Source organism: Natrinema sp. 1APR25-10V2 (assembly GCF_031626495.1).
Classification (GTDB): domain Archaea; phylum Halobacteriota; class Halobacteria; order Halobacteriales; family Natrialbaceae; genus Natrinema.
This window is the reverse complement of sequence record NZ_JAMQOJ010000003.1, coordinates 455,653-474,681: the sequence shown is the minus strand read 5'-3', so window position 1 is coordinate 474,681 and position 19,029 is coordinate 455,653. Positions and strand designations below refer to the sequence as shown.

General features: G+C 66.8%; 20 protein-coding genes. 12 read left to right on the top strand and 8 right to left on the bottom strand.

The window, feature by feature from the left end:
• Positions 1 to 14: 14 nt before the first annotated feature.
• Entirely contained in the window at positions 15 to 437 is a 423-nt protein-coding gene (locus NDO75_RS11770) for a hypothetical protein (protein ID WP_310906472.1), read from the bottom strand.
• Positions 438 to 519: 82 nt separating this feature from the next.
• A complete protein-coding gene (locus tag NDO75_RS11765) occupies positions 520 to 1,203 on the bottom strand; it encodes a hypothetical protein (protein ID WP_310906471.1) in 684 nt (227 codons plus the stop codon).
• Between the two features lie 169 nt (positions 1,204 to 1,372).
• On the opposite strand from NDO75_RS11765, the gene NDO75_RS11760 reads away from it, so the two are divergent.
• Together NDO75_RS11760 and NDO75_RS11755 are read left to right on the top strand one after the other, a co-directional pair.
• Positions 1,373 to 2,059, top strand: a complete 687-nt coding sequence (locus NDO75_RS11760) for a VOC family protein (protein WP_310906470.1) — start codon at positions 1,373 to 1,375, stop codon at positions 2,057 to 2,059.
• A gap of 161 nt (positions 2,060 to 2,220) precedes the next feature.
• Complete coding sequence (locus tag NDO75_RS11755) at positions 2,221 to 3,609, top strand: arylsulfotransferase family protein (RefSeq protein ID WP_310906468.1); 1,389 nt, start codon at positions 2,221 to 2,223, stop codon at positions 3,607 to 3,609.
• 26 nt (positions 3,610 to 3,635) lie between these two features.
• On the opposite strand, the gene NDO75_RS11750 is transcribed toward NDO75_RS11755, so the two are convergent.
• Together NDO75_RS11750 and NDO75_RS11745 are read right to left on the bottom strand one after the other, a co-directional pair.
• Positions 3,636 to 3,926: a DUF5779 family protein gene (locus NDO75_RS11750; RefSeq protein WP_254761542.1), complete on the bottom strand. Its 291-nt coding sequence runs from the start codon at positions 3,924 to 3,926 to the stop codon at positions 3,636 to 3,638.
• Positions 3,927 to 4,200: 274 nt separating this feature from the next.
• Positions 4,201 to 4,656, bottom strand: a complete 456-nt coding sequence (locus NDO75_RS11745) for a ferritin-like domain-containing protein (protein ID WP_310906467.1) — start codon at positions 4,654 to 4,656, stop codon at positions 4,201 to 4,203.
• 502 nt (positions 4,657 to 5,158) lie between these two features.
• Here NDO75_RS11745 and NDO75_RS11740 point away from each other — a divergent pair.
• The 10 genes from NDO75_RS11740 (at position 5,159) to NDO75_RS11695 (ending at position 16,334) form a co-directional block, all read left to right on the top strand.
• Positions 5,159 to 6,367: a 2-isopropylmalate synthase gene (locus tag NDO75_RS11740; protein ID WP_310906785.1), complete on the top strand. Its 1,209-nt coding sequence runs from the start codon at positions 5,159 to 5,161 to the stop codon at positions 6,365 to 6,367.
• A gap of 314 nt (positions 6,368 to 6,681) precedes the next feature.
• Complete coding sequence (ilvB, locus tag NDO75_RS11735) at positions 6,682 to 8,496, top strand: biosynthetic-type acetolactate synthase large subunit (protein WP_310906466.1); 1,815 nt, start codon at positions 6,682 to 6,684, stop codon at positions 8,494 to 8,496.
• Positions 8,493 to 9,152 carry an acetolactate synthase small subunit gene (gene ilvN / locus NDO75_RS11730; RefSeq protein WP_310906465.1) on the top strand — a complete coding sequence of 220 codons (660 nt, stop codon included), beginning with the start codon at positions 8,493 to 8,495 and terminating at the stop codon, positions 9,150 to 9,152. The genes ilvB and ilvN overlap by 4 nt, the downstream gene beginning before the upstream one ends.
• Positions 9,145 to 10,200 (top strand): ketol-acid reductoisomerase, encoded by a 1,056-nt coding sequence (ilvC, locus tag NDO75_RS11725; protein WP_310906464.1) that lies wholly within the window; start codon positions 9,145 to 9,147, stop codon positions 10,198 to 10,200. Before ilvN ends, ilvC begins: the two co-directional genes overlap by 8 nt.
• Positions 10,201 to 10,214: 14 nt before the next feature.
• Positions 10,215 to 10,511: a hypothetical protein gene (locus tag NDO75_RS11720; protein WP_310906463.1), complete on the top strand. Its 297-nt coding sequence runs from the start codon at positions 10,215 to 10,217 to the stop codon at positions 10,509 to 10,511.
• Entirely contained in the window at positions 10,508 to 11,929 is a 1,422-nt protein-coding gene (gene leuC, locus NDO75_RS11715) for a 3-isopropylmalate dehydratase large subunit (protein ID WP_310906462.1), read from the top strand. The genes NDO75_RS11720 and leuC overlap by 4 nt, the downstream gene beginning before the upstream one ends.
• Positions 11,926 to 12,567 (top strand): 3-isopropylmalate dehydratase small subunit, encoded by a 642-nt coding sequence (gene leuD / locus NDO75_RS11710; protein WP_310906461.1) that lies wholly within the window; start codon positions 11,926 to 11,928, stop codon positions 12,565 to 12,567. The genes leuC and leuD overlap by 4 nt, the downstream gene beginning before the upstream one ends.
• 178 nt (positions 12,568 to 12,745) lie before the next feature.
• Positions 12,746 to 13,660: an EamA family transporter gene (locus NDO75_RS11705; RefSeq protein WP_310906460.1), complete on the top strand. Its 915-nt coding sequence runs from the start codon at positions 12,746 to 12,748 to the stop codon at positions 13,658 to 13,660.
• Positions 13,661 to 14,057: 397 nt separating this feature from the next.
• On the top strand, positions 14,058 to 15,038 hold the full coding sequence (gene leuB, locus NDO75_RS11700; protein ID WP_310906459.1) for a 3-isopropylmalate dehydrogenase: 981 nt from the start codon (positions 14,058 to 14,060) through the stop codon (positions 15,036 to 15,038).
• Between the two features lie 39 nt (positions 15,039 to 15,077).
• Positions 15,078 to 16,334, top strand: coding sequence for an MFS transporter (locus NDO75_RS11695; protein WP_310906457.1), 1,257 nt, complete (start codon positions 15,078 to 15,080; stop codon positions 16,332 to 16,334).
• A 75-nt stretch (positions 16,335 to 16,409) separates the two neighbouring features.
• Here NDO75_RS11695 and dph5 read toward each other — a convergent pair whose 3' ends face one another.
• From dph5 to NDO75_RS11675, 4 genes are all read right to left on the bottom strand, one after another.
• Positions 16,410 to 17,234, bottom strand: coding sequence for a diphthine synthase (gene dph5 / locus NDO75_RS11690; RefSeq protein ID WP_310906456.1), 825 nt, complete (start codon positions 17,232 to 17,234; stop codon positions 16,410 to 16,412).
• A gap of 68 nt (positions 17,235 to 17,302) precedes the next feature.
• Positions 17,303 to 17,722 (bottom strand): Rieske 2Fe-2S domain-containing protein, encoded by a 420-nt coding sequence (locus NDO75_RS11685; RefSeq protein WP_310906455.1) that lies wholly within the window; start codon positions 17,720 to 17,722, stop codon positions 17,303 to 17,305.
• Positions 17,723 to 17,790: 68 nt separating this feature from the next.
• Positions 17,791 to 18,636, bottom strand: a complete 846-nt coding sequence (locus NDO75_RS11680) for a DUF2182 domain-containing protein (protein WP_310906454.1) — start codon at positions 18,634 to 18,636, stop codon at positions 17,791 to 17,793.
• A gap of 100 nt (positions 18,637 to 18,736) precedes the next feature.
• On the bottom strand, positions 18,737 to 18,940 hold the full coding sequence (locus NDO75_RS11675; protein ID WP_310906453.1) for a heavy metal-associated domain-containing protein: 204 nt from the start codon (positions 18,938 to 18,940) through the stop codon (positions 18,737 to 18,739).
• Between the last annotated feature and the right edge of the window lie 89 nt (positions 18,941 to 19,029).

Sequence of the window (19,029 nt, the reverse complement as noted above, 5' to 3'; positions counted from 1 at the left end):
GCGAGCCGACGTGCTCAGTCCGTCAACGACTGCCCCGGCGGTGTGGCGTCGACGATCTCGAGGGGCTGGCGCTCGCCGCTGCGGTCGAAGGCGGCGAACGACCGCTCGTCGTCCTCCCACGGTGGGACGGCGACGAAGATGATCTGGGCCAGATCGTCCCGTCGCGTCACCTCGAGTTCGCCGACCGGATGGGAGACGAACCGGCCCTGGGCCTGGCGGGCGGGCGTCGAGAGGTCGACGCCGAAGACGGCGTTGACCGGGTTGTCGGAATTCGGCAGGAAAAAGTCGGTAAAGACCGGGGTCTCGGGCGGCAGTTCGCTCGCGTCCTCGAGTTCGCTCGCGGCGGTGACGGAAACGCCGGTCGTCAGGGGCGACGGATCGGCGTCGCTGGCCAGATCCAGCAGGACGTCGACGAGCCCGCGGGTTACGTAGACCACACGACTGCTTCGGGCGCACGGTAGTTCAATCTATGCCACGTGCGCGGGATGCCACCGCGTCGGTTCCGGGGCAGTGCCCCCGTTAGATCGGGAGCATGTCGAGCGCGGTCGACGCGTAGAGTCTGGGTGCGCCCCGCCGGGAGCGCGCGAGTGCGTCCTCGAGGGTGCGCGCGGCGTCGTCCATCACGCCGGCACCGTGGCCGACGAGGACGCGTTCGGGGGCGACCTCGCGCAGCGCCGTCTGTGGCGGCGTCAGTCGCAGCGCCGGATGGACGCCGAGGACCTCGTCGCCGGCCAGGAAGTAGTCGACGGTCCCGACCGCCTCGGGGACCATGAGGGTGCCGTCGGCGGGATTGTAGAGGGCGACCTCCTGCCAGAAGCGGTTGTCGACCACTTTCAGGGACCGAATCCCGGTGTCCGAGAGTTCGTCGTCGAACCGGGCGACCGCGGCGTCGATCTCTTCAGTGACGCCCTCGAAGAATTCGGGGAGGTAGACGGGGACGTCGTGGCGGTCGGCGATTGCCGCGGCGTCGCGCTTGTGCCGGTCGAGCGTGACGACGACGCCGGCCACGTCGCCGAACTCGGCGAACAGGTCGTCGAGCCCGTCGGCGTCGACGGGGTCGATCACCCAGACCTCGCCGTCGACCGCGAGGGCGTGGCTGGCGCGTTGCATCCGTTCGTCGGGATGGGCGATCCAGCCGACGCCGCCGTCGAACCGGTCGATCTCCCGGAAGTCGGTCGCTCGCTCGTCGGCGCGGAAGCTCATATCGATGTGCTATGGCTTCTCAGGGCATAAACGTAGGTAAACCCCGCCTCACCGAACGGCCGTTGTGTCGGAGTACGGATCCGGAACTCCGTCGGTTTGCTGCAGGGGTGTCGCCCCTGTGACGACCGACGGCGACGCTTCTTTGCCCCTACCCGACGTAGGGCCGCGTATGTTGGCAGGGCTTTCCTGGCTGGCACTCGAGGCCAAGTACCTCGAGCCGGCGGCGGAATTTTACGAAGAGCGGCTGGGACTGACCGTCCGCGAGCGCGGGGACGACGAACTCGTCTTCGCGGCGGGCGACACCGATCTGGTCCTCCGCCGCCCCGTCGGCTTTCCCCGCGGGGGGCTCCACACGCACTACGCGTTCTCGATCCCCGAGGCCGAGTACGACGACTGGTGGGCTCGACTCGCCGAGGATTACGACCTCGAGGAGGCGCAGTTCGGCCCCGCGCGGTCGCTGTACCTCTACGACCCCGACGGCAACTGCGTCGAACTCGGTCAGCAGAACGTAGCCGGGCCGGGGATCGACGGAATCTTCGAGGTGGTGCTCGAGGTCGAGGACCTCGATCGCGCGCAGTCTTTCTACGAGGATCTGGGCTTCGAGACCGTCGACGAGGGCGACGACCGCAAGCGGGTGCGACTCCACGGGCCAATGGCCCTCGAGCTCTGGGAGCCCCATCTCGGCATCGCCGACGCCCGCGGCGGCGTCCACGTCGACCTCGGCTTCGAGACCGACGCGCCGGCGGCCGCGCTCGAGGCGGTAGCCGATCGCGTGCGAGCCGTCGACCGGGAGACGGACGACGAGGTCGTCGTTCGCGACCCGGACGGCCACTTCCTGACGTTTACGTCGCCGTAGACGCGGCCGATCGGCGGCGAATCGCGAAGCCCCGTTTCCGTCTCGAGTCCCGCCGGACGGCAGCCGTCGGCTCCGACCGACGGGACGACGAGACAGTATTCGTGGAGAGAGGGTACCCTGAAACCCTATTATCGTCCGAGTGGAGAGACGGCAACTGCGAGATGGCACGTGTGATACCCGGGTCGAGAGCAGTGCGGATAACGCGACGGCGAGTGCGTATCTTGTTTCTGACTATACTCGTCGTGAGCGGTGCGGGGATCGTCTACAGCGCGGTTGCCGACTCCGCGGCCGAGAACACGGGCACCGTCCGCACCGTCCCGCCGGCCGAGAACCACACGGTCGTCACGCAGTCGGGGCGAATCGGGAATATCGTCGCGTACGCGCCGAACGGGAGCCGCATCTATTCCAACGACACCCACACGAAGTACTACGACGTCGATCCCGTGGCGAACGCGTCGATGACCGTCGAGTACGCCGCGACGGACACGCTGTACGCGAAGAGTCCCCGGTGTCAGGATCCGCCCTGTGCACGGAACGTTATCGAGCGGGCGAACCTCTCGACGGGCGAGGTGACGCAGGTCTATAGCCAGTACGTCTACCGGGAAACCGCCGGGGAGTGGCACGACGCCGATCGGATCGACGACCGTCACTTCGTCGTCGCCGACATCGCCGCCGATCAGGTGTTCGTGGTCGACACGGAAACCGAGATGATCGAGTGGACCTGGGACGCCCAGAGCGAGTTCCCCGTCTCCGGCGGCGGCTCCTACCCCGGCAACTGGGTCCATCTCAACGACGTGGAGTACATCGAGACGGGGCGAATGGAGGGTCGGGTCATGGTAAGTCTCCGGAATCAGGATCAGGTCGTCTTCATCGACCCCGAAACCGGTATGCTCGGCAACCGGACGCTCGGCGCGGAGGACGACTACTCGATCCTGAACGAGCAGCACAACCCGGACTATATTTCTGGAACGCGTGGCGGGCCCGCCGTCGTCGTCGCAGACTCGGAAAACGGACGCGTCCAGGAGTTCCAGCGCGAAAACGGCGCGTGGAACCGGACCTGGACCTGGTCCGACGCGCGGCTGCAGTGGCCCCGCGACGCCGACCGACTGCCCGGCGGCAACACGCTCGTCACCGACACCGGCGGCGAGCGCGTGCTCGAGGTGAACGACTCCGGCGCGATCGTCTGGCAGGCCCGATTCAAACATCCCTACGACGCCGAACGGCTCGAGACCGGCGACGAGAGCGCCGGCGGGCGAAGCGCGGCCGCGCTCGGCCTCGAGTCACGGACGAGCAGCGCGGACGATCCGGGTGGCCGAGACATCGACCTCGGCCTCTTCGAGCCGCTCGTCGACGGCGTCCGGGATCTCGTCCCGTCCCGCATCGTCAACGCGCTGATTCACGCCAGCCCGACGTGGCTGGGGCCGTCCGACATCGGGCCGGTGATCGTCGCGCTCTGTACGGGTCTACTCTGGGGAGCGATCGAACTGGGGTGGTTCCTCCGGGCTCGCGGCGTCGGCCTCCGCTCGCCGGTCTATCGGAGGGAACGATGAGCATCCCCTCGCGGTCACCCGTCGGCCTACAGCCGTTCGGTGCTCACGTCGACGCCCGGCGGCGTCACGAGCAGGAAGCCTCGGAAGTGGACGAGGTTGCCGCCCGACTCTTTGATATCGCGCGCGAAGCCCGAGGCCAGTTCGTTGACGTCGCCGTCGACGTTCAGGACGAGCACGTTCCCCTTCGAGATCGCCTCGAGCCACTCTTCGGCCGGCGTCTCCCCGTCGAGAACGCCGAGGACGATGCTGCCCTCGAGCTCGAGTTCGTCGTCGATGTGTTCCTCGACGGCCCGAAGGTCGAGGTCGAAATCGCTCATACGGGGTGGCTCGAACCGGGATTAGAAAAACGTTCGCCATCGACCTTTTACGCTGCGTTCACTCCCGCCGGTCGTTCGCTCGGTAAGAGGTCGATCAAAAGCACTCCTCCCTCCGTTTCGGCTCGCTACGCGTCGTTCGGCTCACGGCTTCGCCGTTCACCTATCCGCGGCGCTACGCGCCGCGCTCTTCACATCGGTCGTCGGCCCGCTCGCTCACTGCGTTCGCTCGCGGAGACTGAACGTGCGTTTCGTGAGCACTGCCGACACGGGGCGATCAGTCCATCGGGAACTCCTTCTTGAAGCCCCGGAACTCCGTGCGGTGGGCCTCCTCGTCTGCGAGGATCGTCACTGCAACGTCCTCCGTGACGGGATCGTTCGCCTCGGTCGCGGCCTCGATCAGCGACCGGTAGGTATCGATGGCGTCCTCCTCGGCCTCGAGGACGCCCTCGATGACCGACTGAACGTCGGTGGTGTCCTCGGGCGGCTGGAGGCTGTGCTGGTTGGCCTCGAACGACTCCGATCCCGGCGGCGATTCGTCGAGTTGCTTCAGCCGCTCACCGAGTATCCGCGCGTGATCGAGCTCCTCCTGGATGTCCTCCTCGAGGCTCTCTTTGACCTCCTCGGCGTGGATCCCGTCCAGTACGATTGCGTTCGTCTGGTAGTTCATCACGGTCTCGAATTCGTCGATGTACGCTCCGGTCAGCAGCTCTGTGATCTCATCGGTCGTCATGCGCGCCGTCCTATCACGACCTGGCATAAAATCCTGACACGTGCGAATGCGTCGAGACCCGCCCCGCGTTTCGTGCATCTCGAGTCGATTCCGCACACAGCCGTCGCGGTTGCGACCCTCGAGATCGGGGCGCGATAAGCGACCATCCGACTCGTTTTTCGAATTCGAGTGGACGGATTGGAGGTTAAGTCGCGTTTGAAACGCCGATACCGACCGAACGACCACCGCGGAGCGCGCGCCAGCGCTCGAGCGACCGAACGAGGGCCAAACTGGGGGCAATAGCGCTATCGCTGCCGGGAGACTACCGTAGACGGGGTCGTTGATCAATACTGTATTAGGACGTATACCTGACTAATAGGGCGCTTCCCTCATGCGGTTTTCCGACACCCACGAACGATCGTGATAGTCTCGTAATCCGGTCTGCGGTGAAGACAGCGTTAGCTTTATATATCTCGTCGCACCTCGGATTCAGATACAATGTCTTCACAAGACAGCCCATCCTCTGACAACAGTCAGGGGGGTCGAGTTCTTCCAGGGCACGTTAGATTCCACTGACGAAATAGAGTCAGCACGTGTCTTCGATACGACCCTCCGGGACGGCGAGCAGTCGCCCGGCACTTCGTTCTCCTACGACGATAAACGCCAGATCGCGTCCGTTCTGGACGAGATGGGAACCCACGTCATCGAGGCCGGGTTCCCCGTTAACTCGGACGCCGAGTTCGAGGCCGTTCGTGATATCGCTTCGTCCACCAGTTCGACGACCGCCGGCCTAGCCCGCGTCGTCGATCAGGACATCGAAGCGGCGCTCGATTCCGGCGTCGAGATGGTGCACACGTTCGTGTCCACCAGCGACGTCCAGATCGAGGATTCGATGCACGCCACCCGGGAGGAGGTCGTCGAACGCGCAGTCGAGTCGGTCGAGCGCATCAAAGAGGCGGGCGTGACCTGCATGTTCTCGCCGATGGATGCGACCCGAACTGACGAGGAATACCTGATGGAGGTCATCGAGGCGGTCTCCGAGGCCGGTACCGACTGGATCAACATTCCGGACACCTGTGGCGTCGCCACGCCGACCCGGTTCAAGGCCATGATCGAGAAGGTCTGTGCCCGCACCGACGCGCGGATCGACGTCCACACCCACGACGACTTCGGGCTGGCCACCGCCAACGCGCTGGCCGGCATCGAAGCCGGCGCGTCCCAGGCCCAGGTGTCGGTCAACTCCATCGGGGAGCGGGCCGGCAACGCCGCCTACGAGGAGTACGTGATGGCCGTCGAGTCCCTCTACCAGACCGATACGGGGATCGACACGACGCGCATCACCGAACTGTCGGAGATCGTCGAAGAGAAGAGCGGGATGGCGACGCCGGGCAACAAGCCCATCGTCGGCGACAACGCCTTCTCCCACGAGAGCGGCATCCACGCCGCCGGCGTCATCGAGAACTCCGACACCTTCGAACCGGGCGTCATGACCCCGGAGATGGTCGGCGCCGAGCGCAAGCTCGTCATGGGCAAGCACACCGGTACCCACTCGGTCCGGGAGCGACTCGTCGAGCGCGGGTTCGAACCCACCGACGAGCAGGTCAAAGCGGTCACCCGCCGCGTCAAAGACTACGGGGCCGAGAAGCGCCGCGTGACGGTCGACGTCCTCGAGCGCTTCGCCGAAGAGGCTGGCGTCGAACGCCAGCAGGAGCACGAGGAGGTGCGCGCCTGAGGAATGTCCTCCCCGTTTGCCACCGGCCGCGAGCCCCTGCTGTCGCGCTCGAACGACTGGACTCGTAAGCATTATGACCCTCGGGGGAGCTACGTTATCAGTAATGACGGTCAGCGCTCCTCTGTCGGCTCGCGTTCGCACGGTCGGCAACGGCGCGCTCGCTCCGATTCGTATTGTAGGGGCGTTCTAGCCCCATCTTCAGTACCTCGTAGCTTCGGACCGGAATCCGTATCGTTCTCCGAGCGATCAGCAATCCAGCAGATGACACACCACCCTACACCACCCGATCGCCGCACACCGGCAGGAGGCAATCGATGAGCGAACGCGCAGCAAAGATTACACCGGACGACGAACAGGACGACGACCAGATCACGGATAGCGCCGCGCCCGACGCGGCCACCGAGACGGAATCGGCGGCCGAGACCGAGACGACGACCGAACCCGTCACGTCGGGTGCCGAGGCAGTCGTCCGTGCCCTCGAGAACGCGGGCGTCGAGTACGCCTTCGGCGTGCAGGGCGGGGCGATCATGCCCGTCTACGACGCGCTCTACGACTCGGACATCTACCACGTGACGATGGCCCACGAGCAGGGCGCGGCCCACGCGGCCGACGCCTACGGCATCGTCTCGGGCGAGCCGGGCGTCTGTCTGGCGACCTCGGGGCCCGGCGCGACCAACCTCGTCACCGGCATCGCGGACGCCGACATGGACTCGGACCCGATGGTCGCCCTGACCGGCCAGGTCCCGACGGAGTTCGTCGGCAACGACGCGTTCCAGGAGACCGACACCACCGGCGTCACGACGCCGATCACGAAGGACAACACCTTCTCGAGCGACCCGGACCGCGTCGGCAGCGACGTCAGCGAGGCGTTCGCGCTCGCCCGCGAGGGACGACCGGGGCCGACGCTGGTCGACCTCCCCAAGGACATCACCAAAGGCGAGACCGACCGCGAACCCGACGCGCCGGAAGTGCCCGATACCTACCACGTGCAGGAGCGGGCCGACCCCGAGATCGTCGACGCCGCGGCCGAGCGCATCGAGAACTCGAACAAGCCCGTCATGCTGCTGGGCGGCGGCGTCATCAAGGGCGAAGCAAGCGAAGCCTGCCGCGAGTTCGCCATCGAACACGAGATCCCGGTCATCACCACGATGCCCGGCCTCGGCGCCTTCCCCGAGGATCACGAACTCTCGCTCGAGATGGCCGGGATGCACGGCACCGGCTACGCCAACATGGCGATCACGCACTGTGACACGCTGATCGGGATCGGCACCCGGTTCGACGACCGCCTGACCGGCGGCATCGAGACCTTCGCGCCCGACGCGGAGCTCATCCACGTCGATATCGATCCCGCGGAGATCTCGAAGAACATCCACGCGGACTACCCGCTGGTCGGCGACGCGGAAACGGTCGTCGAACAGCTGGCCGACGCCGTCGACTCCTCGCCGGAAGCCAAGAAGTGGCGCGCCCAGTGCCAGCAGTGGAAGTCCGACTATTCGATGGCCTACGAGGCCCCCGAGGACGAGCCGGTCCAGCCGGAGTTCGTCGTCGAGGCGCTAGACGAGGCCACGAGCGACCGCGCGATCGTCACCACCGGCGTCGGCCAACACCAGATGTGGGCCTGCCAGTACTGGACCTACACCGAGCCCCGCACCTGGGTCTCGAGCCACGGCCTCGGCGCGATGGGGTACGGACTGCCGTCGGCGATCGGCGCCCGACTCGCGGCCGACGACGATCAGGAGGTCGTCTGCATCGACGGCGACGGCTCGTTCCTGATGACGCTGCAGGGCCTGTCGGTCGCCGTCCGGGAGAACCTGGACATCACGGTCGCCGTGCTCAACAACGAGTACATCGGCATGGTCCGACAGTGGCAGGACGCCTTCTTCGAGGGCCGTCACTCCGCCTCGGACTACCACTGGATGCCCGAGTTCGACAAGCTCGCCGAGGCCTTCGGCGCGAAGGGCTTCCGGATCGACGACTACGACGACGTCGCGGAGACGATCGAGGAAGCGGTCTCCTACGACGGCCCGTCGGTGATCGACGTCCACATCGATCCCGACGCCAACGTCTACCCGATGGTGCCAAGCGGCGGCGACAACGGCCAGTTCGCACTGACGGAGGATCAGCTATGAAACGCGGACTCGAGGGCCCGGCTCCGGAGGAGCGACCGACCCCGCGGGGTCGACGCAACAAACAGGGCATCCGCATCGACCCCGAGGTCGAAGCCACCCACGAACCCCGGCGCACCGTCATCTCGGCGCTGGTCGAACACGAGCCCGGCGTCCTCTCGGACGTCTCCGGGCTGTTCTCCCGGCGGCAGTTCAACATCGAGAGCCTGACCGTCGGCCCGACCGAGGACGAGGACCTCGCACGGATCACGATCGTCGTCGAGGAGCCCGATCCCGGTATCGACCAGGTCGAGAAACAGCTGCGCAAACTCGTGCCGGTCATCTCCGTGCGCGAACTCGAGCCCGACGCGATGCGTCGGGAACTCGCCTTGATCAAGGTCAACGCCGACCGGCCCGCCGAGGTCGCCGCCGTCGCGGACATGTACGACGGGGAGACCGTCGACTCGAGCCCGGAGACGGCGACGATCGAGGTGACGGGCGCGCGCCAGAAGATCGAGGCCGCGATCGACACCTTCAGTCAGTTCGGCATTCGAGAGATTTCACGGACCGGGACGACGGCGCTGGCCCGAGGGACCGACCAGACCGCAGCGCCCGAAGCCGCACAGCCCGCCGACGGGGCGAACCAGGAAACATACACAGAGACAGCTGACGATGACTGACGAATTCACCACCGACATCTACTACGACGACGACGCTGACGTATCGACGCTCGACGACGAGACCGTGGCCGTGCTCGGCTACGGGAGCCAGGGCCACGCCCACGCGCTGAACCTTTCGGAGAGCGGGGTCGACGTGATCGTCGGCCTGCGCGAGAGTTCGTCCTCGCGAGACGCCGCCGAGGCCGACGGGCTGACCGTCGAGACGCCCGCCGACGCGGTTGCACAGGCATCCTACGTCTCCGTACTCGTGCCCGACACCGTCCAGGCTGACGTCTACGAGAACGCCATCGAGCCCAACCTCGAGGCGGGCGACACGCTGCAGTTCGCCCACGGGCTGAACATCCACTACAACCAGATCGAGCCCCCGGAGGGCGTCGACGTGACGATGGTCGCGCCGAAGAGCCCGGGCCACCTCGTCCGCCGGAACTACGAGAACGACGAGGGGACCCCCGGACTGCTGGCGGTCTACCAGGACGCGACGGGTGACGCCGAGGAACGCGCCCTCGCGTACGCGAAGGGGATCGGCTGTACCCGCGCTGGCGTCATCGAGACGACGTTCCAGGAAGAGGTCGAGTCCGACCTCTTCGGCGAGCAAGCCGTCCTCTGTGGCGGCGTCACCTCGCTGGTCAAACACGGCTACGAGACGCTCGTCGACGCGGGCTACTCGCCGGAGATCGCCTACTTCGAGTGTCTCAACGAGCTCAAACTGATCGTCGACCTGATGTACGAGGGCGGCCACGCCGAGATGTGGGATTCCGTCTCCGACACGGCCGAGTACGGCGGCCTCTCGCGCGGCGACCGCATCGTCGACGAGACCGTCCGCGAGAACATGGAGGAGACGCTCGAGGAGATCCAGAACGGCGAGTTCACCCGCGAGTGGATCCTCGAGAACCAGGCCGGTCGCCCGAGTTACAACCAGCTTCGGGAGGCCGAGAAGAACCACGAGATCGAGCAGGTCGGCGCGCGACTGCGCGACCTGTTCGCGTGGGCGGAAGACGAGGAGAGCGAGAACGAAGACGAGTCCGTCCAGGTTCAGGCGGACGACTGAGACCGACAACGACAATGAGCGACAACGATACGACAGACACGATGGCCGACGTCAGCCACACCAATCCCCACACCGGGGAGACGGCTGGCCGACTGTTCGATCGCGGCCCGACCGTCGCAGCCGACGGGGGAACGGACCGTAGCGAACGGACCGCGACCGATTCGAACGGACGCACAGACGACGAACCGACCGACACGATGGCGGACGTCGATCACACGCCGCCGAACGAGGCCGACGACGCGAACCGCGTCTTCGAGCGCGGGACCGAACACGAGCGGCACGACAACACCGCCGTAGAGGACGAGGAATGAGCGAGGGCACGCTGTACGACAAGGTCTGGGATCGCCACAAGGTAACGACGCTGCCGACGGGACAGGATCAGCTGTTCGTCGGCCTCCACCTCATTCACGAGGTGACCAGCCCGCAGGCGTTCGGGATGCTCCGCGAGCGCGACCTCGAGGTCGCCTTCCCGGAACTGACCCACGCGACGGTCGACCACATCGTTCCGACGGCCGACCAGTCCCGGCCCTACGCCGAGGACACGGCCGAGGAGATGATGTCCGAACTCGAGGAGAACGTCCGCGAGGCCGGCATCGACTTTTCGGATCCGACGACGGGCGATCAGGGGATCGTCCACGTCATCGGCCCGGAGCAGGGGCTGACCCAGCCCGGCAAGACGATCGTCTGCGGCGACTCGCATACCTCGACCCACGGTGCCTTCGGCGCGCTCGCGTTCGGCATCGGGACCTCCCAGATCCGCGACGTGCTCGCGACGGGCACCGTCGCCATGGAGAAACAGAAGGTCCGCAAGATCCAGGTCGACGGCGAGCTCGGCGAGGGCGTCGAAGCGAAGGACATCATTCTCGAGATCATCCGCCGGCTCGGCACCGAGGGCGGCGTCGGCTACGTCTACGAGTACGCCGGCGAGGCCATCGAGAATCTGGGCATGGAGGGTCGGATGTCTATCTGTAACATGTCCATCGAGGGCGGCGCCCGCGCGGGCTACGTCAACCCCGACGAGACCACCTACGAGTGGCTCCAGGAAACGGACTACTTCCAGGACAACCCCTCCAAGTTCGACGAACTCAAGCCGTACTGGGAGTCCATTCGATCCGACGCGGACGCCGAGTACGACGACGTCGTCCACATCGACGCGAACGAACTCGAGCCGGTCGTCACGTGGGGCACCACGCCCGGTCAGGGCGTCGGCGTCACGGAGCCGATTCCAGCACCTGAGGATCTGCCGGCGGACAAACAGGACACGGCCCGGCGCGCGCAGGAACACATGCGCGTCGAGCCCGGCGACACGATGGAGGGCTACGACATCGACGTCGCCTTCCTCGGCTCCTGTACGAACGCCCGCTTGCCGGACCTGCGACGCGCCGCCCGGATCGTCGAGGGCCGGCAAGTCGACGACGACGTGCGCGCGATGGTCGTCCCCGGCAGCCAGCGCGTCCAGCGGGCCGCCGAGGAAGAAGGCCTGAAAGACATCTTCGAGGAAGCCGGTTTCGAGTGGCGCAACGCCGGCTGTTCGATGTGTCTCGGCATGAACGAAGACCAACTCGAGGGCGACGAGGCCTGCGCCTCCTCCTCGAACCGGAACTTCGTCGGCCGGCAGGGCTCGAAGGACGGCCGGACCGTCCTGATGAGTCCCCGAATGGTCGCTGCGGCGGCGATCACCGGCGAGGTCTCTGACGTGCGCGACCTGAAGGAGGTGAATCTGGCATGAGTGGCAGTGACGAGGTCGAAATCCCCGAAGTCGACTACGTCTCTGGCTCGGGCGTCCCGATCCGCGGCAACGACATCGACACGGACCAGATCATCCCCGCGCGATTCATGAAGGTCGTCACCTTCGACGGCCTCGGCGAGTTCGCGTTCTTCGACCTGCGGTTCGACGACGACGACAACCAGAAGGACCATCCGTTCAACGAGGAGCGGTTCCAGGACTCGTCGGTGATGGTCGTCAACTCGAACTTCGGCTGTGGCTCCTCGCGCGAACACGCGCCTCAGGCGCTGATGCGCTGGGGAATCGACGCGATCATCGGCGAGAGCTTCGCCGAAATCTTCGCGGGTAACTGCCTGGCGCTCGGCATTCCGACCGTGACCGCCGACAGCGAGACGATCCAGGATCTGCAGGACTGGGTCGACGCGAACCCCGACGGTGAGATCGAGATCGACGTCGAGGCAGAGGAAGTCACCTACGGCGATCGGACGATCGACGTCACCGTCGACGACGCCCAGCGAAAGGCCTTAGTCGAGGGCGTCTGGGACACGACGGCGCTGATGAAGTCCAACGCCGGCGCTGTTCGAGAAAAGGCGCGGGAACTGCCCTACGTCGACGCCGCGGCGATTCCCGACGCCGAATAACGGCGTCCCCAGTCGCTCGCGACTCGTTTTCCTGGCTATCGCACTCGTTCGTTCCGACACCGACTGCTCGAGCGAGGGAGCCGACTCGAGCCCCAACTCGCCCAGTGCTATCACACCGGAAGCGGCAGGCTCGAACCGGCATCGCGAGATACTTCCGAGATTGTCCCGAATGACGGATATGTCTCGTTCTCTTGACGTACCGCTTTTCCTGTTACTCGCCGTTCTCTGGGGCTTCTCGTTCCCCGCGATCTCGATCGGCCTCGAGTCGCTCCCGCCGTTGCTCTTTGCCGCCGCTCGCTACGACATCGCCGCGGTCCTGTTGCTGACCGCGGCCGTCGTCCGGGTCGAGCGGTGGCGACCGACGGCGCGGAACGATCTGGCGGCCGTCGCGGGTGGCGGCGTCTTTCTGATCGGCGGTAACGGCCTGCTCTTTCTCGGCCAGCAGACGGTGCCGAGCGGCGTCGCCGCGATCTTGCAGGGACTCGTCCCAATCATCACCGCGCTCTGGGCGATCCCGCTGCTGGGCGAGCGGCTTTCGGGGCTCGGTGCCGTCGGCGCCGCGGCCGGCTTCCTGGGCGTCGGCCTCATCGTCCAGCCCGATCCGGGGAACCTGTTGGCCGGCGACACCGCCGCGCGACTGCTCATCGTCGGGCAGGTCTGTAGCGTCTCGCTCGGCGGCGTCCTGATCCAGCGGGCCGGGCCGACCCTCGAGCAGCTGCCACTGGTCGGCTGGTCGATGCTCGTCGGCGGCCTCGTCTTGCACACCGTCAGCCTCGCTGCGGGCGAGTTTCCCAGCGCCGACGTCGTCGGCCCCGTCTCGCTGGCCGCCCTGCTCTATCTCGGCGTCTTCGCCACCGCGGTCGCGTTCACGATCTACTTCCGGGTCCTCGAGAAACACGGCGCGTTCGAGGCGGCGCTGATCGGGTATCTAGTGCCGATCGTGGCGACGGTCGCCAGCGTCGTCCTGCTCGACGAGTCGATCGGCGCGCTGACGGTCGGCGGGTTCGCGCTGGTCGCCGTCGGCTTCGTCCTGCTCAAGCGCCACGCGATCGCCGATGCGGTCGGGTTCTCGAGCGGCGTCGGCAGCCCCTGACAGCCTGTCCGCTCGCCGCTGACCCACCGCGACACTCACGCCACTCCTCGCCCGGTAGTTTCGCCGCAGATCCGGAGATTCTCGGCGACGCACTCCGAGAGGATGCGTCCCTCGTCGCCGAGCCGAAACCGAAGACGGACTCGCCGTCATCGTTTCTTCTCGTGGGACACTGTCCGATTGCGTGTAACGACGGAAAAGACGGCGGGGCCTCGAATCGGGGGTCGAGTATCCCGGTACTAGCCCTCGAACGCGAGGACGTCCGCGCGGAACCGACCGAAGCGACGACGAATCGCGTTCGCCAGACGCCGGTCTCGAGGACGCGCTTCGACGATGTCCTCGGCCGATCGCCGCTACCGGTATCGATACGCTCTTTTCGGCCCCCCGTCGATGTTCGGGCATGACTCACGAAATCGCCGTCATCCCGGGCGACGGGATCGGGCAGGAAGTGACGCCGGCCGCCATCGATGTCCTCGAGTCGCTGGACATCGACTTCGAGTTCGTCGAGGGCGAGGCAGGCGACGCGGTCGAAGCAGAGACGGGCGAGGCGCTCCCCCAGGAAACGTACGACCTCGCGGCGTCGGCCGACGCGACGCTGTTCGGCGCGGCCGGCGACTCGGCCGCGGACGTGATCCTGCCGCTCCGAGAGGCTGTCGACTCGTTCGTCAACGTCCGGCCGGCGAAGGCGTACCCGGGGATCGACGCCGTCCGCCCCGAGACGGACCTGGTTTTCCTCCGCGAGAACACCGAGGGCGTCTATGCGGGCCACGAGGATCGGCTGACCGAGGACGTCTCGACGCTGACGCGGGTCGTCACCGAATCAGCCTCCGAACGCCTCGCGGAGTTCGCCTGCGACTACGTCGCCGGGGACGAACACGACGGCTTCTCGATCGTCCACAAGGCAAACGTCATGCGCGAGACGGACGGCCTCTTCCGCGATACGGTCAAGCGCGTCGCCGACGACCACGGCGTCGAGACCGATCAGGTGCTGATGGACGCCTTCGCGACGCGAGTCTGTCTCGACCCCGAGCAGTTCGACGTGATCGTCTGTCCGAACCTCGCGGGCGACGTGCTCTCGGATCTGGCCGCCGGCCTCGTCGGCGGGCTCGGCCTGCTCCCCTCGGCCAACATCGGCCCCGACCGCGCGCTGTTCGAGCCCGTCCACGGCACCGCGCCCGACATCGCCGGCGAGGGCGTCGCGAACCCGGCCGCGACGATCATCTCGGCCGCCATGCTGCTCGAGTACCTCGGCTACGACGAGCAGGCCGACGACGTCAACGCGGCCGTCGAGGCGACGCTCGAAGACGGACCGCGCACGCCCGATCTGGGCGGTGACGCCTCGACCGAGGACATGACTGAAGCGGTCATCGACCGGCTGTAGCGACTCGCAGACCGCAATCGACGCATCAACCGTTTTCGAATGGACCGAAACGACAGGGCGATAACCGCGTTCGCCATGCTCGGCCACGCGACCTTTCACACCTACGAGCTGGTGATCCCGATCTTCGTCGTCGTCTGGCTCGAGGCGTTTTCGACGACGCCGGCGTTTCTCGGTGCGGTCGTCGGCGCGAGCTACGCGCTGGTGGGGATCGGCGCGCTGCCGAGCGGCCTGCTCGCCGATCGGGTGGGGTCGAAGCGACTCGTGGTAGCCTGCCTGCTCGGGATGGCCGGCTCGTTCGCGCTGATCAGTGTCGCGCCGACGCTCGCGGTGCTCGCGGTCGGGCTGTTGCTGTGGGGTGCAGCGGCGAGCCTCTACCACCCGGCCGGACTGGCCCTGCTCAGTCGCGGCGCGAAAGAGCGGGGGGCCGCCTTCGCGTACCACGGCGCGGCGGGCAACGTCGGCGTCGCGACCGGCCCGCTGCTCGCGGCGATCCTGCTCGCGTTCGTCGGCTGGCGGACCGTCGCCGCCCTGCTCCTCGTGCCGGTCCTCGCGGCGGCGGTCGTCGGCGCGCGCCTCGAGTTCGACGAAACCGCCGGCGCCGACGCTCGCGATGCGGGCGACGAAGCCCGCAGAGAGCAGCCCGAGAGCCTCGCGGCGTTCGTCGCCAGTTCGCGGCTGCTCTTCACCGGCGGGTTCGCGCTGGTGTTCGCGACCGGCATCCTCTACGGACTGTACTACCGGGGGACGTTCACGTTCTTGCCCGATATTCTGGCGGGGCTGCCGCTGTTCGAGCCGGTGGCGCTGGCAGGGCGGTCGTTCGAGCCGAGTCAGTACGTCTACTCCGGACTGCTGCTCGTCGGCGGCCTCGGCCAGTACGTTGGGGGGCTCGTCGCCGATCGCGTCCAGATCGAGACCGCCCTGCTCGGCGGTTACGCGGCGCTTTCGGCGATCGCGCTCGCGTTCGTTCCGGCGGCGAACGCGGGGCTCGCGCCGCTGCTGGTCGTCGCCGGGCTGCTCGGCTTTCTCGCCTTCACGATCGCGCCGATCAATCAGGAGGCGATCTCGGCGTACACCCCGGCCGGCGCGAGGGGGCTCTCCTTCGGCTACTCCTACACGGCGATCTTCGGCGTCGGTGCACTCGGGTCGTCGCTGGCCGGCCTCATCCTGACGCGATCGACGTCGACGGCGCTGTTCGTCTTCGTCGCCGCCTGTGCCGCGGTCGCCGCCCTCATCGGCGGGACGCTCCGCCGCCGCTCCGGGCGGCGGTCCCCCGACGGCGTCGCTGCGGACGACTGACGGGCCCGACGGCCGGTTCGACTGGACGAACGCCGAACCGTCGGAACGGACTGCCTCGAGACGGCTCTCGAGTAGTTACGCGATATCGAGCGCCTCCCGGTCGGCGCCCGCGAGTTCGACCAGCGCGTCGGCCTCGAGCAGGTGACACTCGCCCGGCACGACGAGCAGATGGAGGGGGTCGCCGAACTCTCGCTCCGCGAGTTCCGACATCGTCCCGGCCTCGACGAGCGGGTCCGGGCTTCCGGCGCGGGCGACGACGACGCCCACGAGGTCGGGATACGCCTCGGCGAGGAGTTCGGCACCCGCGTCGGCGGTCATGTACTCCTCACGTTCGGCTTTGTCGTCAGAACGCTCCGCGTTCTGACTGCTGGTCGGGCCCTGTCCGACCTTGATATCCAGATAGACGACCGTGTGAAGCCCGTCGGCGCGGTTCGCGTCGATCGTCTCGGTCACGCTCGCGGGGAGGCCGTCGGCTCCGTGGGCGTAGGGAAACGGCAGCGTGGTCGCTTTCCCGAACCGGTAGTTCTGGAGCCCGGTCAGGGAACTGGTCGCCGTCTGGGCCGTGACGCCGTGGATCACTCGCGTCTCGATCCCGCGGTCGTGGGCCCGCAAGCGGAGGTCGACGTGGGTCGTCGAGATCATCGTATCGCCCGCCGTCAGGAAGGCCACGTCCTCGCTTGCGGCCGCCTCGAGCATGTCCTCGGGGTGCTGTTCGACGCCTGCTCGATCCCGGACGTCGATGTCGATGTCGTGGGCGGACTCGAGATCCTCGATCGTCGTCCCGATCAGCCTGCTGGTGTAGAATTCGGCGTAGACGCGGTCAGCCGCCCGCAGGGCGTCGCGGCCCTCGACGGTGATCGACCGCTCGTCGTAGAGGCCGAGGCCGATGAAGGTGAGCATGGGCGGTCGTACTCCCAGCGGGGGGAATACGCTTTCGAGATGCCCGTGGATGGCACATCGAAGCGCGATCAGAACCCGATGTGGGAGGTCGATGTGGGACCGTCGTCATCGTCTCCCTCGTCGGTCCCACCCTCGTGGAGGAACGTCGCATCGTCGTCGGTGAGATAGACGACGCCGTCGGTGACGGCGACGTCGACAGCGGGAAGCGTCGTATCGGCCGCCTCGCCGTTGTCGCAGTAACCGGAACAGGTGTCGAACATCGAGCCGTGTTTCGGACAGATGATCTGTCCGTCGCGCATCGCCGCGCCGCGGCCCGTATCGAACCGCTGGGCCTCGTGCGTACAGCGGTTGATCCACGCTTCGACGCCGTCGTCGCAGGGAACGAGGATGGCTTCGTCTTCCTCGCCGTACTCGTCTTCGAAGGTGAACAGCCACGACCGATCCTCGTGGACCGTCTCGACGGTCGTGAGTCGCGTTCGCTCGCTCATTGCCGGCCGATAGTATACGCGTCGAACGGAAAACGCTCCCGACGAGGGGCGTCGCCGGACCTGGCGTCTCAGAGCGCGAACGCAATCGGAAGGTCAGGTCGCATCAGGAGCACGAGAAGACCCGCGACGAGCGAGAGGACACCGGTTCCGACTGCCAGTTCTTCGCCCCAGGTCGGGAGGCGCTCGATCGTTACGACGGCCGTCAGTGCGACCATCCAGACGAGGTTCATCTCGCCGAAGAAGATCATCGCGAGGAAGAAGACGCCGAAACACGTGAGGACGCACTGGACGCCGTGGTGTACCCCGATTCGAATCGCCCCCAGCGCGCCGTCCGAGTGGGGTTCGACGGCGGCACAGCACGTCCGCAGGCGCGACCGCTTGAACCGCGAGAGCTGGTAGATTCCCGTCAGTAGGAGGACGCCGCCGATGACGAACGGAGTGTGCTCGCGGGTGAGCCCGTAGATACCCCCCGGCAGCACGACGTCGTACAGCAACGGCACGCAGGCCGAGGCCAGCCAGACGACGTAGTACCCGCCGAGGAAAGCGACCAGTGCCCGCGCCGCGCCGGCAGCCGACCCCCGATACGCAGCGGTGTACTCACGAGTGAACCGCGTCATCGCCGGCTGCATCATCGCCCACATCATCACGCCCCACATGACGGCGTAGCCGACGACCGCCTCGAGCGTCCCGACGTGGAAGACCGCACGCTCCATCGCGCCGGGCGCGGGCATCGGGATTTCGGCAGTCATCATCAGCCACCGCATCCCCGGCATCGGGACGTGGCCGCCGTACAGCAGCAGCCACCAGACCGCGTCGATGCCGAGCATCGCGGCGACGACGGCGGTCGTCCGGTCGAGATCGACCGACAGCCCGTCCGTCGCGCCCTCGAGCCTGGATCGGAGCGAGACGCTCATCGAACGATCACCCGCGACCCCGGACGACGAATCGGCAAGAGCAGTTGGATCGGAGCAACCGTCGAATTTCGACTGCTCGATAGGGGGAAACCGACCGTCACTATTCGAGCACGTCGTACCCCGCTCGCTCGATTTCGTCACGAGCCTCGGCTTTCGCCGACGGATCCCCGTGGATCGTCACCCGCCCGACAGCCGCGTCGGCGTCGACCGTGCCGACGCCCTCGATCGGCCGTACCGCGCCGGTGATCACTATTTCATAGCCTTCGCACGTCATGTCCGGAACCTCGAGCGTGTATTCGTCCATGCTGCATCCGGGCAACGAGCCGGCAGTATATAAACTGGCTAACCGTTGATACTTTCTGGAGTAAACGCTACCGAAGACTTGAATCGGGC